At 40.6% G+C, this 13,981-nt stretch carries 14 protein-coding genes; 5 read left to right on the forward strand and 9 right to left on the reverse strand.

The window, feature by feature from the left end; genetic code table 11:
- The first annotated feature begins 6 nt into the window (after positions 1-6).
- On the forward strand, positions 7-810 hold the full coding sequence (locus tag C0V70_RS09820) for a hypothetical protein (protein ID WP_102243688.1): 804 nt from the start codon (positions 7-9) through the stop codon (positions 808-810).
- Here C0V70_RS09820 and C0V70_RS09825 read toward each other — a convergent pair.
- Entirely contained in the window at positions 807-1,994 is a 1,188-nt protein-coding gene (locus C0V70_RS09825; RefSeq protein WP_102243689.1) for a C1 family peptidase, read from the reverse strand. The two genes, C0V70_RS09820 and C0V70_RS09825, sit on opposite strands and share 4 nt — an antisense overlap.
- Positions 1,995-2,017: 23 nt before the next feature.
- Positions 2,018-2,437 carry a hypothetical protein gene (locus C0V70_RS09830; RefSeq protein ID WP_102243690.1) on the reverse strand — a complete coding sequence of 140 codons (420 nt, stop codon included), beginning with the start codon at positions 2,435-2,437 and terminating at the stop codon, positions 2,018-2,020.
- A gap of 143 nt (positions 2,438-2,580) precedes the next feature.
- On the opposite strand from C0V70_RS09830, the gene C0V70_RS09835 reads away from it, so the two are divergent.
- The gene (locus tag C0V70_RS09835; RefSeq protein ID WP_102243691.1) at positions 2,581-3,747 is read left to right on the forward strand and encodes a pyridoxal phosphate-dependent aminotransferase; all 1,167 of its coding nucleotides are present in this window, start codon (positions 2,581-2,583) and stop codon (positions 3,745-3,747) included.
- Positions 3,748-3,772: 25 nt separating this feature from the next.
- Here the strand turns inward: C0V70_RS09835 and C0V70_RS09840 are convergent, their stop codons facing one another.
- From C0V70_RS09840 to gloA, 5 genes are all read right to left on the reverse strand, one after another.
- Positions 3,773-4,369, reverse strand: coding sequence for a thioredoxin family protein (locus C0V70_RS09840; RefSeq protein ID WP_102243692.1), 597 nt, complete (start codon positions 4,367-4,369; stop codon positions 3,773-3,775).
- Positions 4,370-4,451: 82 nt separating this feature from the next.
- A complete protein-coding gene (locus tag C0V70_RS09845; protein ID WP_102243693.1) occupies positions 4,452-6,977 on the reverse strand; it encodes a PAS domain-containing protein in 2,526 nt (841 codons plus the stop codon).
- Between the two features lie 69 nt (positions 6,978-7,046).
- Positions 7,047-7,535 (reverse strand): HNH endonuclease signature motif containing protein, encoded by a 489-nt coding sequence (locus tag C0V70_RS09850; protein ID WP_208107828.1) that lies wholly within the window; start codon positions 7,533-7,535, stop codon positions 7,047-7,049.
- A gap of 84 nt (positions 7,536-7,619) precedes the next feature.
- The gene (locus C0V70_RS09855) at positions 7,620-8,603 is read right to left on the reverse strand and encodes a hypothetical protein (protein WP_102243694.1); all 984 of its coding nucleotides are present in this window, start codon (positions 8,601-8,603) and stop codon (positions 7,620-7,622) included.
- A 149-nt stretch (positions 8,604-8,752) separates the two neighbouring features.
- Positions 8,753-9,256 (reverse strand): lactoylglutathione lyase, encoded by a 504-nt coding sequence (gene gloA, locus C0V70_RS09860; RefSeq protein ID WP_102243695.1) that lies wholly within the window; start codon positions 9,254-9,256, stop codon positions 8,753-8,755.
- Positions 9,257-9,334: 78 nt separating this feature from the next.
- Here gloA and C0V70_RS09865 point away from each other — a divergent pair, with 78 nt between their 5' ends.
- On the forward strand, positions 9,335-10,555 hold the full coding sequence (locus C0V70_RS09865) for a TCR/Tet family MFS transporter (RefSeq protein ID WP_208107827.1): 1,221 nt from the start codon (positions 9,335-9,337) through the stop codon (positions 10,553-10,555).
- 12 nt (positions 10,556-10,567) lie between these two features.
- Here C0V70_RS09865 and C0V70_RS09870 read toward each other — a convergent pair whose 3' ends face one another.
- Positions 10,568-10,999: an MAPEG family protein gene (locus C0V70_RS09870; RefSeq protein ID WP_102243696.1), complete on the reverse strand. Its 432-nt coding sequence runs from the start codon at positions 10,997-10,999 to the stop codon at positions 10,568-10,570.
- Between the two features lie 182 nt (positions 11,000-11,181).
- Here C0V70_RS09870 and C0V70_RS09875 point away from each other — a divergent pair, with 182 nt between their 5' ends.
- Together C0V70_RS09875 and C0V70_RS09880 are read left to right on the forward strand one after the other, a co-directional pair.
- A complete protein-coding gene (locus C0V70_RS09875; RefSeq protein ID WP_158649637.1) occupies positions 11,182-11,826 on the forward strand; it encodes an iron-containing redox enzyme family protein in 645 nt (214 codons plus the stop codon).
- Between the two features lie 32 nt (positions 11,827-11,858).
- The gene (locus C0V70_RS09880; protein WP_102243698.1) at positions 11,859-12,572 is read left to right on the forward strand and encodes a hypothetical protein; all 714 of its coding nucleotides are present in this window, start codon (positions 11,859-11,861) and stop codon (positions 12,570-12,572) included.
- Here C0V70_RS09880 and C0V70_RS09885 read toward each other — a convergent pair.
- Entirely contained in the window at positions 12,551-13,936 is a 1,386-nt protein-coding gene (locus tag C0V70_RS09885) for a sensor histidine kinase (protein ID WP_158649638.1), read from the reverse strand. The genes C0V70_RS09880 and C0V70_RS09885 overlap by 22 nt on opposite strands.
- Positions 13,937-13,981: the final 45 nt, after the last annotated feature.

A 13,981-nucleotide genomic window follows, 5' to 3' on the forward strand; every position in this document is an offset into this window, starting at 1 on the left:
GTTTTTATGAAGTCTATTGTTCTACTTGCTATGCTTTCGTCTGTCTCTGCTTATGCCGAATTTGACGAAACACTTATCCAACCACCATTAAAAGAATCTAACGAAGTTGAGCTCAACGGCATTAGCTGTCGCACACGCAACCACAATCGTTGGGATATCTGTTACGACATCGATAGAAACAACAACTACAACGAAACAAGTTTTAAATTTCAAAATAATGGAATTAACAAAATCGTTCCGATGGAAGGTTTTGGCGTCGGCCGTGATTTTGAATTCCAATTCCAGGATATGGCACGATCAGACCTTGGGCTTTTAGTATGGGACTCTCCAGATGAAGTGGAAAGCCATGCTCACTTAAAAATGATGTACTTCTTCCCTAGAAACATTCTTCCAGCGATTCGTTATGAATCAGATGCTGAAAAAGACCTGGTGATTGTCACTCTTCCAACAGAAGAAGAAGTTGTCTTTAATGGCAAGACAAAAGAAATCATCAGTGGTGCTCTAACAGAAGGGCCAATTAAGCAAACATCAAATGGTACGGCGATCGCTCCTGATGTTCAGTACAACGGAAAAGGCGTTGTGGTTGAAGCGGCAGCAGTAGCTGACTGGCCGGTTGGATTTGAAGGAGAAAAAGCAAGCAAGATCGTTTCTGTTAAAAAGAAAGGACAAAAGACTTGTTTAATTCCAGGAAAAGAACTGTGGTTTACTGACCACTCAAAAGGTGGAAACGTTTTCTTCAATAAAAAACTGATCTCTAATGAGGCCTTCGACAAATTCTTAAAAGGTCGTTGCGGTTTCGGGATTTACTAGAACAGACTGTCTTCTTCGATGGTTGTGATATTGTAAATTTGTTTTTCTAAATCACTTTTTCTCACATAAACATAGCTGGTGGAATCCTCGCAACGAACGCGGGGATTTCTCGGCAATGTGGGATTCTTTTTTCTGCATTCAATTAAATTATCCACATAAACTTTAGGATTACCTACAGTCTTTAAAGCACTGGTGCACTTGTGATAATTAGGATTCTCTCTTTCATAATAACCGCAACCATAACCCCATGAGTTGCGCAGGATATACTCTACTTCACAGGTATCTTTGTTAAATCTCTTCCCCACAATACTGGAAGCATGGGCCATGGTTTTTCCTGTCCCACCAGTTAAAAAATCGGCATAATAAGAAATCCCAACAGGTATCCCGCGGTTTAAATGGGCATCGAGTGAATTCATCAATTCTTTAGGAGACTCTCCTATTTTTATAGTTTTACTTTCAAAGGTTGGATGATCAGTAAAAAAACCTTTGGTGAATTTCTTATCACAGGCCACATTCACTAAGTTGGCCAGCGCATTTTGCTTAGCTGATCTCACCAAGACATTTTTTATCGTGTTTAACGAAAGGTTGTTAAAGACGGTATTGATCGTTTTCAGGTCATCACAACCCAGGCGAGCTTTAGGGGCATCGTAAATGATATTTAAAATCTCTCCGATGTTGCAGCGGTTTTTAACAGCACAACGGTAGTCTTCCACATAAGAGTAATCTTCACTGGAGATATCGCGCTCGTAACAAAAGCCGTTTTCTTTAACCACTGTCAAGGCCTCATGGATACTTCCACCTTCGGCCACGACTTTTTTATTGAGCTTTGAGAGATCTTCGGAACTTAATCCTTTTAATGATTTTCCATAAGAACTTTTTTTACTTTGATTGTACATCGCCGAAATACCAATCGACGACACGCTATGGCCTTTAGTGCGGTAATTGGCGCCTCTCACCCCACCGACAACGCTCGAGCCTTTTGTTTTATAAAGGTAATGGGTCAAAAGATCTGCGGCCGTAAAGCCATAGCACCAGCCAATACTGTCCTGGTCTCTAATGGGAGGCATTTCACTGGTTAGATCGACGGGGCGGGTGAGTTTATCAAAAAGGCTCGCATCCGGGCAAAAGGGTGCTGCCAAAGCATTTTGCCCAAGGCATAGAAGGCCTGATAAAAAAATCAACATCCTGTTTTTAATCACAGATCTTACTAATCCACGTATTTAACTTTCTGTGCGATAGTCGCATTGTCTATAAAAGAGCCATCACTGAAGATACAACGGCTGGTTTGAATCCATTTCGTTTGAACTTGATACTCCATGATCTGTGGAGTTCCGTGATATTTCTCACAGATTTTAAATCCCAAAGAGCCTGTAACTGCGGCCATTTCACTCATCTTGATTTCAATAGTTCCAAGATTCTTGCTTTGGCAGACCTTGTTATGGGCACAGGGTTTTGATGAGATAAAGAGTTTTGAGGCCAGATCGTAACAATAACTTTCGTTATTTATCACTTCTTTATTCTGCTGGATGTATTTCACTTTTCCATCAATACATTCAGCAAAAGCACTTCCCAGAGAAATGGCCGACAAAATAAGTACATTTAAAATTTTAAGTTTTACACTTTTCATACAAGAGTATCTTCTCAAAAAATTACAATTTCTGTCAGTCGGAAAAAACCATCATTCTATTACAATCTCCTTGGAAAAGCGTCATTTTAAATGCACAATAAACCCGACCAAATTCATTCACCCCCACACTTCAGGAGAAGTTCATGAGCCGACTGGATAATATCTCGCTGGGAAAGATTGTTGTTATTAGAGAAAAACTCTTAAAAGCACAGAAGGACGGTCAAAAGATCTACCGTTTTGAATCGGGAGATCCAAGCTTTGATGTTCACCCGAATGTCAAAAGCGCCATCGAAAAGGCCTTAGAGGCCAACAAGACTCACTACATTCCTAACAATGGCATTCCGGAGCTAAGAGAAACTCTTGCTCAAAAGTTAAACACTCAAAACAAAATCCCGGTCAAGCCAGCTCACATCTCTATCACTAATGGGGCCATGCACGCTTTATACGTAACTTACCAGTGCATCGTTGAAGAAGGCGATGAAGTGATTGTCCCTGATCCAATGTGGACAGAGGCCGTAGAAAACGCGCGCCTGGCGGGAGCAAAAACAATTGGGATCGAATTAAAACCAGAACACAACTACGTTTACCGTGCAGCCGATATTGAAAAAGCGATCACGAAAAAAACAAAAGTCATTTTCTTAAACTCTCCACAAAACCCGACGGGAGCAATCATTCCTTTGGAAGAATTGCAAAAGATCGCCGATCTGGCGGTAAAAAATAATTTATGGATCGTCAGTGATGAAGCCTACGAGCATATTCTTTTTGATGGCGGGACTCACACTTCTATTGCTTCCTTAATTCCTACTTACGACAAAACCGTTTCAGTTTACTCATACTCAAAATCATACGCAATGAGCGGCCTGCGCTTAGGTTACTTCGCTTCAATGAATGAACTCTTTAATGACCGTGCAGCTAAGCTTCTTCGTTGTACAGTCAATGGAATTAATAGTATCTCTCAATGGGGTGCGATCCACGCAGTAAAAGACACTCCAGCCCAATGGTATGCAGACATGAATGCTGAGTACTTAAAGAGAAGAAATCTTTTCTTAGACTCACTAAAGGATCAAGATATCCTGACTCCTTATGTTCCAAAAGCTGCTTTCTATTTATGGTGTAAAGTGAAGCCAGGTATTGATGTCGAAAAACTTTCTGAAGAATTAGCACAGAAAGGAATTGGAAACGCACCTGGAAGCTGTTTTGGTGATTCACCAGAGAGCTTGCAGTCTATCCGACTTGCTTTTAGCTGTGACACACAGATGATTGTGGAAGGATCAAAAGAATTAAATAAGTTTTTAAAAGACTACAAATAAAAAAAGGCCCCGTTTGGGGCCTTTTTTATTTGTATTTCACATTACATCCATACGGTCTCGAAGTCGCCACAGCAACGGCCTTTCCGGCCATGGCCGCATTCAGCGCTTCAGCGACATAATTCTTCGACTGAGGAATCACTGCCGGGTCAGCGGCACTGTTATCATCAATTGCTCCTGCATAAACAATTTTTTGCTCAGGAGAAATAACAAACATGTGTGGAGTTGTTTTCGCTCCATAAAGTCTTCCCACCGATCCACTTGCATCAGTTAAAAGAAAGGATTGGTTTGCTTTAAGTTCTTTTATTGTTTTTTCAGCATCAGCAGCTTCCTGGTAACCTTGCTCACCTTTAGCAGATGAATTAATCGTTAACCAGACAACTCCTTTGTCTGTGAATGTTTTTTGTAGTGATTGCATGTTTGAGCTTCCGTAATGTTTTTTGACGTAAGGGCAATCCTTGTTAAACCATTCCAGAACAACCCATTTACCTTTGAAGTCACTAAGTGCATGCTCTTTGCCTGCAAGATCATTCAATTTAAAATTAGGTGCATCTGATTTTGGTTTTACGTCTGCAAACGCTGAAAGAGAAAGTAATAAGAGAGAAGAAAATAATAAGTGTTTCATATAAACTCCAGGGATAGTTCAACCCTATAAGCATAAAACACTTTCGTTATTTGACCTATGAGAAGATGGAAATTATTAGATCTTACTTCTTAAGCGGCAGATCAATGATAAAACGAGTATTCGGACAATTCCGATCAAGAAAAAGCCTTCCTCCATGAATTTCAACAATTCCTTTGGAAATTGAAAGACCAAGACCAGTCCCCATTCCTACTTCCTTCGTTGTAAAAAAAGGCTGCATTATCTTTTGAGCAATCTCTTCACTAATTCCTGGGCCTGAATCCGTCACAGTGATTCGAAGAGCCTCCCCATCATTATCAGCGTGCACATGCACCCAAGGCCTAGGAGTGTCTACAACAGCATCGTGGGCGTTGTTAATAAGATTTAATACAACCTGGGCCAGTTGAGTTTCCTGGCAGCGGATTTCGGTGCTTAAGTCACCGGAGACTTTTAACTCCACACCTTGATACTTAAAGCGCTCATAACACAATTCTAAAACATCATCGAGAATCGATTTAAAAGCAACGGCCTTAAATGGGTCAGCTTCTCCGTGACGAGAAAACGTTCTTAGCCCTTTAATAATTTTTACAATCCTTAAACTGTTTTGTTCAATCTTAGAAATTTCTCTACTTAAAAAATCGACGTTCACTTCACCATTTTCCAGACGTTTTAAAATCTGGTAGGCCTTGCCTTTTATGATCGCCAGAGGGTTATTGATTTCGTGGGCGATCCCACTTGCCATTTCCCCAAGAGATGAAAGTTTCGCTGAAGAAATCATGCGTGCCTGCTGATCTTTAATCAGTTCTTCCTGCATGCGCTTTTCTCCAATGTCCTGACCAATGCCGATGATCTGTCCATCTTCCAGGCGCACATTTGTCCAGGTCGTATGTGCCAACTCTCCATTTTTTTTAACGAGAGTGAACTCTCTCCACTCCGGTGGAGCTTCCATCATAAATTGAATCGCTTCTTGTTGTTCGCGCTCAGTGGCAAAAAGATTGATGGCCATGTCTCTGACTTTTTTCATGTCATCAAGTGTCCACCCCAGGACTTCGCTCCAATGGGGATTGATCCACTCAACATCACCTTTATGATTATAAAAAGTGATCATGATGGGAATGTTGTTTAAAATGGTTTCAAAAATTCTTTCCTGCTCTACATTCTTGGTGATATCCCAATTGATACCGCTAAAGCGCAGTGCTTTTCCGTTACTATCGCGCTCGACATAACCTTTGGCCGCAATATGCCTGATATGACCATTTTTCAAAACAATTCGAAAACTAGTATCAAAATCTATCCCATCTACAATAGAGGCCTGGAGGGCCGCTGCTACCAGCTCTTTATCGTCAGGGTGTACTGTTTTTTCCCAAGCAGTATAATCACCGGAAAAATCATTTGGAGAAACATCAAAAAGTTCATACATACTCTCATCCCAAGCAAGAGCATTTGTTTTGATATTCCATTCCCAGACACCGAATTTAATAGCGGCAAGAACCAGCTTAAAGCGGTCATTTAAAAGCCCGCGTTCGTTTTCCAGCTCTTTTACATAGGTAATGTCAGTATGTGTTCCTGAAAAACGCACAGGTTTTCCATCGCGGGTCTCAACCACTTTTCCCTGATCAAGAATCCAGACCCAATGGCCGTCGGCATGTTTCATTCGATGGACATTGCGGTAGTAAGGTGTTTTTCCATTGAGATGATCTTCAATATCTCTATAGGCGATAATTTTATCATCAGGGTGTGCCAGGGCATCCCATGTGGCCAGATCGTGTTTCACTTTTGTGACATCAAGACCTACCAGTGAACACCAACGGTCATTAAAGTGCACTTGGTTTGTTTCTAAATCCCAATCCCAAGTCCCATAATTTCCATTTTCAATGATAAGTTCATAGAGAGACTTCTCTTTTCTCTTAAGACCAATATCTTCAATCGTTCCGTACGCGCGAAGAACAACATTGTCATACATGCTCGCACGCCCTACACATCGAACCCAGGTTTTTTTCCCTTTCGCGGTGATAAAAGGCAATTCGAGATCATAACTATTACCATTTTCCATCAGGCTTTTAATTTTTCCTTCGAGAATGTCTCTGGCCTCGAAATTAAAAAAATTAATTCCATCCTCAAGTTTAGGATGATAGGTCAACGGGTCAGTTTCATGAATCTTGTGAGTCATCTTTGACCAGAAAAGGTCACCTGTAGAGAGATCAATCTCCCAGCTTCCAACCTGTGTGACTTCCTGGGCCTCTAAAAGAACGTTAATCTCGCGCCTCTCCTCAGTCACATCACGGACGATACAAAAAATTTTCTTCTCATTTTTATCAGATGAAGCACTCCACTGCAGCCAGCGGTAATGGCCATTTTTATGACGGAAACGATTTATAAAATTGGTCGTTTTATAATCTTCTCCACCAACAAATTTATAATATTCATCTTTGGTTTTTTGAATGTCATTAGGGTGAACGAGATCGAAAAAAGGAAGTTGGAGAAGTTCTTCAATACTATAACCAAGTGTCTCGGTCCATGGAGTGCTGAGCTCGACGAAGTGTCCGTTAAAATCGGCCACACACAACATTTCAGGTGAATGTCTGAAAAATTCAGCACCAAACCGAGTCATTAAACCTATTCCGACTTACATTTGAAAGATAATTAATCTTAACAAAGCAGGGCGAAATGGCCAGTGCTATTAAAGTCGACTGACGTACTCAATAATTTTCTTCGTACGCTCTAAGTGGGTCTTAGCTTCGATAACTAAAGAAACCGCATCTTTTTGCTTCAGGCGGCCTTGGGCCATTTTTGAACAGATGACTGGTTCCAGCGGATCAGTGATTGCATAGACTGACTTATGTTGAGGCCAGAGGTTTGTAATGTCATTTGATCCACCTGCACAAAGTGGAATCAGGTGATCAATCTTGAACTCTCCACGCGGCATTTTAGCGATAGAATAATTAAACTTCTGATCATACTCGTGGATGATGATTTCTTTGGTTTCATAAGAAACGTCGCGATCACAGTAAGCGATTTTTTCTGGATAGCGAAGCTTAGATGGTTGGTCGCAAAGTTTACCTGGAGTCTCTGAGAGCTCCGGTCCTGTCGGGAAATCTTGTGCAGAAATCTCTCCTGCAAAGATAAGAGTAATAAAAAGGGCCGCGGTGATTTTCAATGCGTTTTTCATGGGCTCAGTTATAATGGAGTTTTTCAATTCTTTCATAAGAGATTAGTCCTTTTGAAATTTTTACATTAAATGGCCCAACAAAATTTAATCATTAATCACTAAAGACTCTGAAAGTGCATTAGAGAGAGTCGGCGTATTAATCGCATCCTTTACGTCTTGTGCCTTTAAAGTACTCAAATCCACCTTAAGAGTGTGCTTTTTGGTTGAATCAAAGCCACCTGAGAGTTTCCCCAGATTAAGGGTTACCAGGTATTTGCCGCCGGAAAGGGCCGTCGTCGCAAACTCCGAAGGATTGATTTCACGGTTAAAAATCACCTTATCTTTTAGGAGAAAACGATTTCTTGTAAGTTTCACATTCAGCTTAAAATTCGATGCGGCGGCCAGGTTAGCGCTTTTAAAAGACACCACCCCATCTTTATACGTCAAATCCTTTAAACCTTCCGCCAGAGCACTTAGTCCTTCAATGGGGAAAAAATCCAGATCGAGTTTAATTGTACGCTCTTTATTGCGGCCATTAAGCACTTCTTTGCGATCAACAACAAAGGCCTTCACGACTGCACTTTTACAGCGAGCATAATAGTCCTCAGAGCTTGCAGAGAGCTTCACACCAAAGAGGCATGAGTTTAAATCATAGTTTTTTGACCTAAGAGTTTTAGTCACCTCGATAGAGGCATTTACAGAGTAATCATAAACGTAGTCTACAACTCTTCTTTGCAGGGTACAGTCATAAGTTTCAGTTCTATAAGAAGCTTCATCGCTGCACACTTCTTCTGTTTCATCCCAGCACTCTTCTCCAACACCTGAAATCTTACGGCAGCGCCTTTCTGTTCTTCCTGCCGAACACACGCGGTGAGTGCCATCGTAAACTTCGCGCGAACACGTTGTCTCATACGGCTCATATGAAACCACTTCTTTTAAAATGTCTTGAGAGGCCTTAAGAGAGAAGGTATCACCTGCGCCCATATCGACTTCGGACTGAGAGAATGCATCAAATGAAACAAGAAGAAGAATCACGATCCCCATCAAAACGATGGCAAGATACTTCACATGCAAAAACTTTGCGTTCATAAAAATCTCCCCTAAAAAAATAAAGCGAGGGAGAAATTAGGATAAATGAGTCGACCTTGGCGACGGGCCAAGGTCGACTTTGCTTAAAAAAGCGGTGATTGTAAGATTTTTTGGATAAATGTAATATTCATTTTTCGGAGTGGTCTCAATTAGGCCTCGATAATCTCCACCCAATAGTTATCCGGGTCTTTAATAAAGGCAATATCCTTCATTCCCCCTTCTCCCAATTTCTTTTGGAAAGGCACGCCAAGTGCTTCAAAACGCGCACAAGCTGCTTTGATATCTGGGACAGAAAAACAAATATGCCCAAACCCACGAGGTTCAGTGTTCCCGTTGTGGTACGGAGTCTTTTCTTCCAACTCTGTCCCATGATTATGAGTTAACTCTAAAACACCACTGAGACCTGCTGTAAAACGCGCACGCGATTTATCGTTGTCTGTTGGGATTTGAGATTCATTTTCAATCATGGCCAGGAAATAAAGAGAAAATTTCCATTCATTGAAATCGATTTTTCTTAAAAGCTTCATGCCTAGGATGCGCGAGTAAAAGTCCAGCGACACTTCGGGATCGCGCACGCGAAGCATAGTGTGGTTAAAAACATATTTTTGAGTAACTGGATCAGGATTAGTGCAGAGACCTTTAATATTTTCCATAGTCAATTCCTTGAGAAAAAAGGGAATATTTTTTTTATTATCTATGACATTTACTTCTTTGTCTTTAATAATAATGAAATGAGAAATTCACAGGCCAGAATGACATTTATCTTTGTCACTATACTCTTAGACGCTATCGGCATCGGTCTCGTCGTTCCTATTTTGCCGGAAGTTATCCGAAGATTTGGAAGCGATGAAGCTTTTGTCAGTACGTTCTATGGGTACTTCATTTCTCTTTACTCATTCATGCTCTTTTTTGCTTCTCCTCTACTAGGTTCTCTCTCTGACCGCTTTGGCCGCAGACCTGTTCTATTGATCGCTTTATGTGGCTCCGGACTCGATTATCTTTTAATGGCCTTTGCTCCTAACCTCACCATCCTTTTTATTGGACGCGTGATCTCGGGTCTGACCGGTGCAAGCATTACCGTGGCCTCTTCTTATATTGCCGATGTCTCTACTGATAAAAACCGCACCCAAAATTTTGGTATGATTGGCGCGGCCTTTGGTCTGGGGTTTGTGATTGGACCGGCCATTGGAGGAATCATAGGAAGCTTTGGTCACAACTGGCCTTTTATTCTTGCGGCCATCATGTCTTTGACGAACTTTATTTTCGGTCTTTTTGTTCTTCCTGAATCACTGCCGGCCGAAAAAAGAAAAACAAGAATCGACAAATCACAACTCAACCCAATTAGATCAGTTATCACCGCCATGTTCTATTCTCCAGCGGCGATTTTAATCTGGGCCTTCTTTTTAACCAACCTTGCCGGTCAATCCCATCCGAGCATCTGGGCCTTGTTTACTCACTACAAGTTCCAGTGGAACTCAATGGAAATCGGAATCTCTCTGACCGTCGTGGGAATTGCCTTTGGATTAGGTCAAGGTTTTACCACAAGAATTGTCACACCAAAAATTGGAGAATTAAAATCGGTGATCTATGGACTCATTGTTTTAGTGGCCAATTTTCTTCTTTATGCTTTAGTCACCAAGTCGTGGATGCTCTATGCGGCCACGTCACTTCTTTTATTCACCAGTATCGTTATGCCTTCGTTGCAGTCAATGATTACTAAAGGCACCCCCTCTGAAGAGCAAGGTGAATTACAAGGAACACTGGTGGCCATTACCAGCCTGACGTCTATTATTGGCCCATTAGTGTATACGGGGTTGTTTTCTTTCTTCACGAAAAAAGACCATTACCCGCTTCCTGGCGCTCCTTATATTGCAGCGGCAGCATTCACCTTAGTGTGTCTGTTTTTAGTTTTAAAAGGCCGCCATAAAATCCGCGAGCAGTCGACCAATTAGCTTACAAGTCGCTTAAAGACTCCCCGCGATTCTAAACGCCAGGATAACTCCCATAATGATAAGAACAATCCAGCTTAACCCGTAAACCGCCATTCGAGGCATGATCTTATTATTGGTTAAATGGATGAGAGAATGCAAATAACGAAGGGCCACGTAAATCCACGCCAGCCACAGAAAAAATCCGTCAACCTGTTGTGTGATCAGCGAGAATGCACAGACCATATAAAAGAGTGTCGGCACTTCAAAAAGATTGGTGAAATTGCGTGAAGCTTGGGTCATCTGTGTCGGCAGGTCTTTTTCGGCATGGTTATAGGTTTTAAAATACCTGAAGTCGACCTGGCCGCTTTTAATGCCTTGAACACGGGTTAAAAACATTCGCACAAGAACCATTGCCGAAAGAAGTAATAAAGCAAAACACGGGTAGTAGATAAGATTTGGATTCATGATGTAAGTGTCCTTTATAAATAAAAAATGCACAAGTTTTTTGGCACCTCAACCTTAAGAAACATTGAACAAACCAACTTAAAATACTGATTTTTCTCTAATCCCTTTTTTATCTTATTCCTGAAAGAATTAGGATCTAACATTCAATACTAGCAGAAACCTTCCCCTACATGAGGTACTTAATGGATAAGTTAAAAGAGGCCCTAAATCACTCCGTAAGCATTCTCTTAAACTCTTATGAGAGCATGCCTTGGGAGAATAAAGATTTCTACGCTAATTACATAGCGCAAACTTTTTTTTATGTCAGGCATTCGACTCGAATGCTTGCTCTTAGTGCTGGAAGACTTAATTATGAACAACAACAAATGATACACCTTAGATTTTTAAAACATTTAGGAGAAGAGGCCAACCATGAACGCCTGGCACTTAATGACTTAAAAGCACTAGGGTACTCAATCGAGGATTTTAAAGAACTCAACTCTACCCGTTTTTTCTATGAACCTCAGTATTTCAAGATTGAACACCAAGATCCGCTCGCGCTTATGGGCTATATTCTCTATCTGGAGGTTCTGGCACAAAAAATTTGTCCACCTCTTTCTAAAAAGCTTTCGACCATTTATGGCAAAAAGGCAGTTACTTTTCTTTTTGTTCACGGAGAAGAAGATCCTCACCACGTTGAAGAGGCCCAAAAACTATTGGCGAGCTTTCCACCACAAACTCTCGAAATTATCACCAAAAACCTTCTGCAATCCTCGTGTGCATTCAACTGGATGATGAAAGAAATAGAAGACTCTGTGGCATTCCAACCATTGAAAAAAATAGCTTAATTATTTTAAAGCAAATTTTTTTAAGGACATTTATGAATGATAAAAAAGAAATTATCGACTTTGATAAAATTGATGCCTATTTACTTTTTGGCAACATGAAAAATAACCCAAAAAATCTTCATTCGATTTATCAGAAGTCATTTCGTTGCTGGCATGAAACCTGGACTGATTACTTTAACAATGAATACAAACTCAATGCAAAGTTAAATTCAAATGAATTTACCCGCCAGGACGAAATCCTGGCCCTGTTCTACCAGGGTGAATGTTTTGCTGTGACTTTTTTCAAAGAAGTTAACTGGGGCGATGAGACTGCTTCATTGGATGCTTATTTCAATTCGTGGAGCGCCGAGGCCCTTTTAGGCCTTCGCCAAAAAGGCGACAACATTTTGATTTGCAGTCAATTTACCGTCGCTAAAAAATTCCGCCAACAAAAGACTGATATACGATGGAAATACATCTTGTCTGGATTTAATATGAAACGCTTTCTGGAAAGCACTGCAGATGCAATGACGGGAACAATGAGAGTCAGTAAAGGCATGGGAAGAATGTCAGTAGAAGCGGGTGCAACCCCTCTTTCCCTCAACGTTCCTTGCCCTGATCATGAAGGGGAAGCCGTCGACCTCGTGGCCTTTTTTCATCAAGAAGTTGAAACAGTGTATTTAAAAAATCCATATCACCCAAAATTTGATTCAGTCTGGGATAGGCTCAATGGACGACTATACTCTCAATTAAGACTGGTGGCATGATCTCTATGAACAACTGCAGGCAAGCTCACCTGAATGCGCGTCCCGCTTGCTTCCTTGTGCTGGCTTGAACTTGCTGATACTGTTCCACCAAAAATTTCTGTATAATTTTTAACTAATGGCATTCCAAATCCTGTTCCTCTTTCACCACCCGTACCTAAAGTGGTGAAAGAGGCTTCAAATTCAAATAAACTAGTTAAATACTTTTCGCTCATCCCTACACCATAATCCTGAACAACAAAATGAACTTGTCCATTATCTTCAGTCGCAGTCACCACTACCTCAGAGTTAGGGTAAGAAAATTTCAAAGCGTTAGAAATAATATTCGATGCCACTGAATGAATAAAACTCACTTTATCTACATAAATGACAATATCAGCAGGAACCTTGTTTATAAAATGGAGATGTACATTTTTCTGCTGATAACGCTCACAAAAGAGCTCTTTGATCTCTGAAAAACATTCGTCAATAGATACAGGATGAAGCTTCCCGGACTTGGCCCGTAGGTGCTCCATTTCTTTTACGTGTTTAGTAAGATCACTAATTGCATCTAAGTTTTTCATCATGCGAATAGAGGCTTCAATAACTTTCTCATCGCGAGACAATGAAAGCCTGCTGGTCTGAAGGATAAGGGCCTGAAGGGAATTGGAAATATCATGAACCACAACACGCAGAAGCTTCTCTTTTTGTATTTTAGAAGCATAGAGTTCCTTAGTTCTTTCTGCGACTAAAAGCTCAAGCTTTTCTGTTTTTTCACGGTTGAGTTCCTGGATAACAAATACCGGTAAAGCGATTGATGCAATAATATAATTCAAGAAGGCCGAACCATAGCCAACCATCTCTGTCCCTGGGATATTGCGAGCGATAGCATAATGAAAACAGCAAAAAATCCCGGGTACAAAAACAGCTCCGGCCATAAATTTTTGCACAAAAGAAGCTTCCTTCTTCTTGGTTTTCAAAGTGTGATAAATGGCTTCAATCATCGGCATGGCCGAAACAAAAGCAATGGGGAAGGCCAGAACAAAAAATGGAAAGTTCAGCTGATCATTAATAATTGCCAGAACGATAACAACAAAAGAAGAGATAACATACTTCTTGGCATTTAAATTCATGTCATAAGAACGGATCAGAAAATTAGACATAATATAAATAGGAAGAATATTAACAATGAAAACAAGACTCAAGGCCAGTTCACCAGTCTTAACTCCTCCTTCAATGATAAAAACAAAAAGAACTAATAACCAGTAAACAGCAAGCTCACGGAAAAGCTTTTCTTTCATCTTAAAAAAAAGAAAAAGATAGATGACGAAGTTTATAAAAACAAACGCCGCAAAAAATCCGAATAAAATAACTATCTCTTTAGGCATACTCATTTCATATACTAATTATGCTTAAAAGAATAGTCCTTAAGC

This window comes from Bacteriovorax stolpii (assembly GCF_002872415.1).
Lineage (GTDB): Bacteria > Bdellovibrionota > Bacteriovoracia > Bacteriovoracales > Bacteriovoracaceae > Bacteriovorax > Bacteriovorax stolpii.

Bases quoted from the DNA above. Each gene is read 5' to 3' on its own strand.
- C0V70_RS09820 (WP_102243688.1), top strand. From the start codon at position 7: ATGAAGTCTATTGTTCTACTTGCTATGCTTTCGTCTGTCTCTGCTTAT.
- C0V70_RS09825 (WP_102243689.1), bottom strand. From the start codon at position 1,994: ATGTTGATTTTTTTATCAGGCCTTCTATGCCTTGGGCAAAATGCTTTG.
- C0V70_RS09830 (WP_102243690.1), bottom strand. From the start codon at position 2,437: ATGAAAAGTGTAAAACTTAAAATTTTAAATGTACTTATTTTGTCGGCC.
- C0V70_RS09835 (WP_102243691.1), top strand. From the start codon at position 2,581: ATGAGCCGACTGGATAATATCTCGCTGGGAAAGATTGTTGTTATTAGA.
- C0V70_RS09840 (WP_102243692.1), bottom strand. From the start codon at position 4,369: ATGAAACACTTATTATTTTCTTCTCTCTTATTACTTTCTCTTTCAGCG.
- C0V70_RS09845 (WP_102243693.1), bottom strand. From the start codon at position 6,977: ATGACTCGGTTTGGTGCTGAATTTTTCAGACATTCACCTGAAATGTTG.
- C0V70_RS09850 (WP_208107828.1), bottom strand. From the start codon at position 7,535: ATGAAAAACGCATTGAAAATCACCGCGGCCCTTTTTATTACTCTTATC.
- C0V70_RS09855 (WP_102243694.1), bottom strand. From the start codon at position 8,603: ATGAACGCAAAGTTTTTGCATGTGAAGTATCTTGCCATCGTTTTGATG.
- gloA (WP_102243695.1), bottom strand. From the start codon at position 9,256: ATGGAAAATATTAAAGGTCTCTGCACTAATCCTGATCCAGTTACTCAA.
- C0V70_RS09865 (WP_208107827.1), top strand. From the start codon at position 9,335: ATGAGAAATTCACAGGCCAGAATGACATTTATCTTTGTCACTATACTC.
- C0V70_RS09870 (WP_102243696.1), bottom strand. From the start codon at position 10,999: ATGAATCCAAATCTTATCTACTACCCGTGTTTTGCTTTATTACTTCTT.
- C0V70_RS09875 (WP_158649637.1), top strand. From the start codon at position 11,182: ATGGATAAGTTAAAAGAGGCCCTAAATCACTCCGTAAGCATTCTCTTA.
- C0V70_RS09880 (WP_102243698.1), top strand. From the start codon at position 11,859: ATGAATGATAAAAAAGAAATTATCGACTTTGATAAAATTGATGCCTAT.
- C0V70_RS09885 (WP_158649638.1), bottom strand. From the start codon at position 13,936: ATGCCTAAAGAGATAGTTATTTTATTCGGATTTTTTGCGGCGTTTGTT.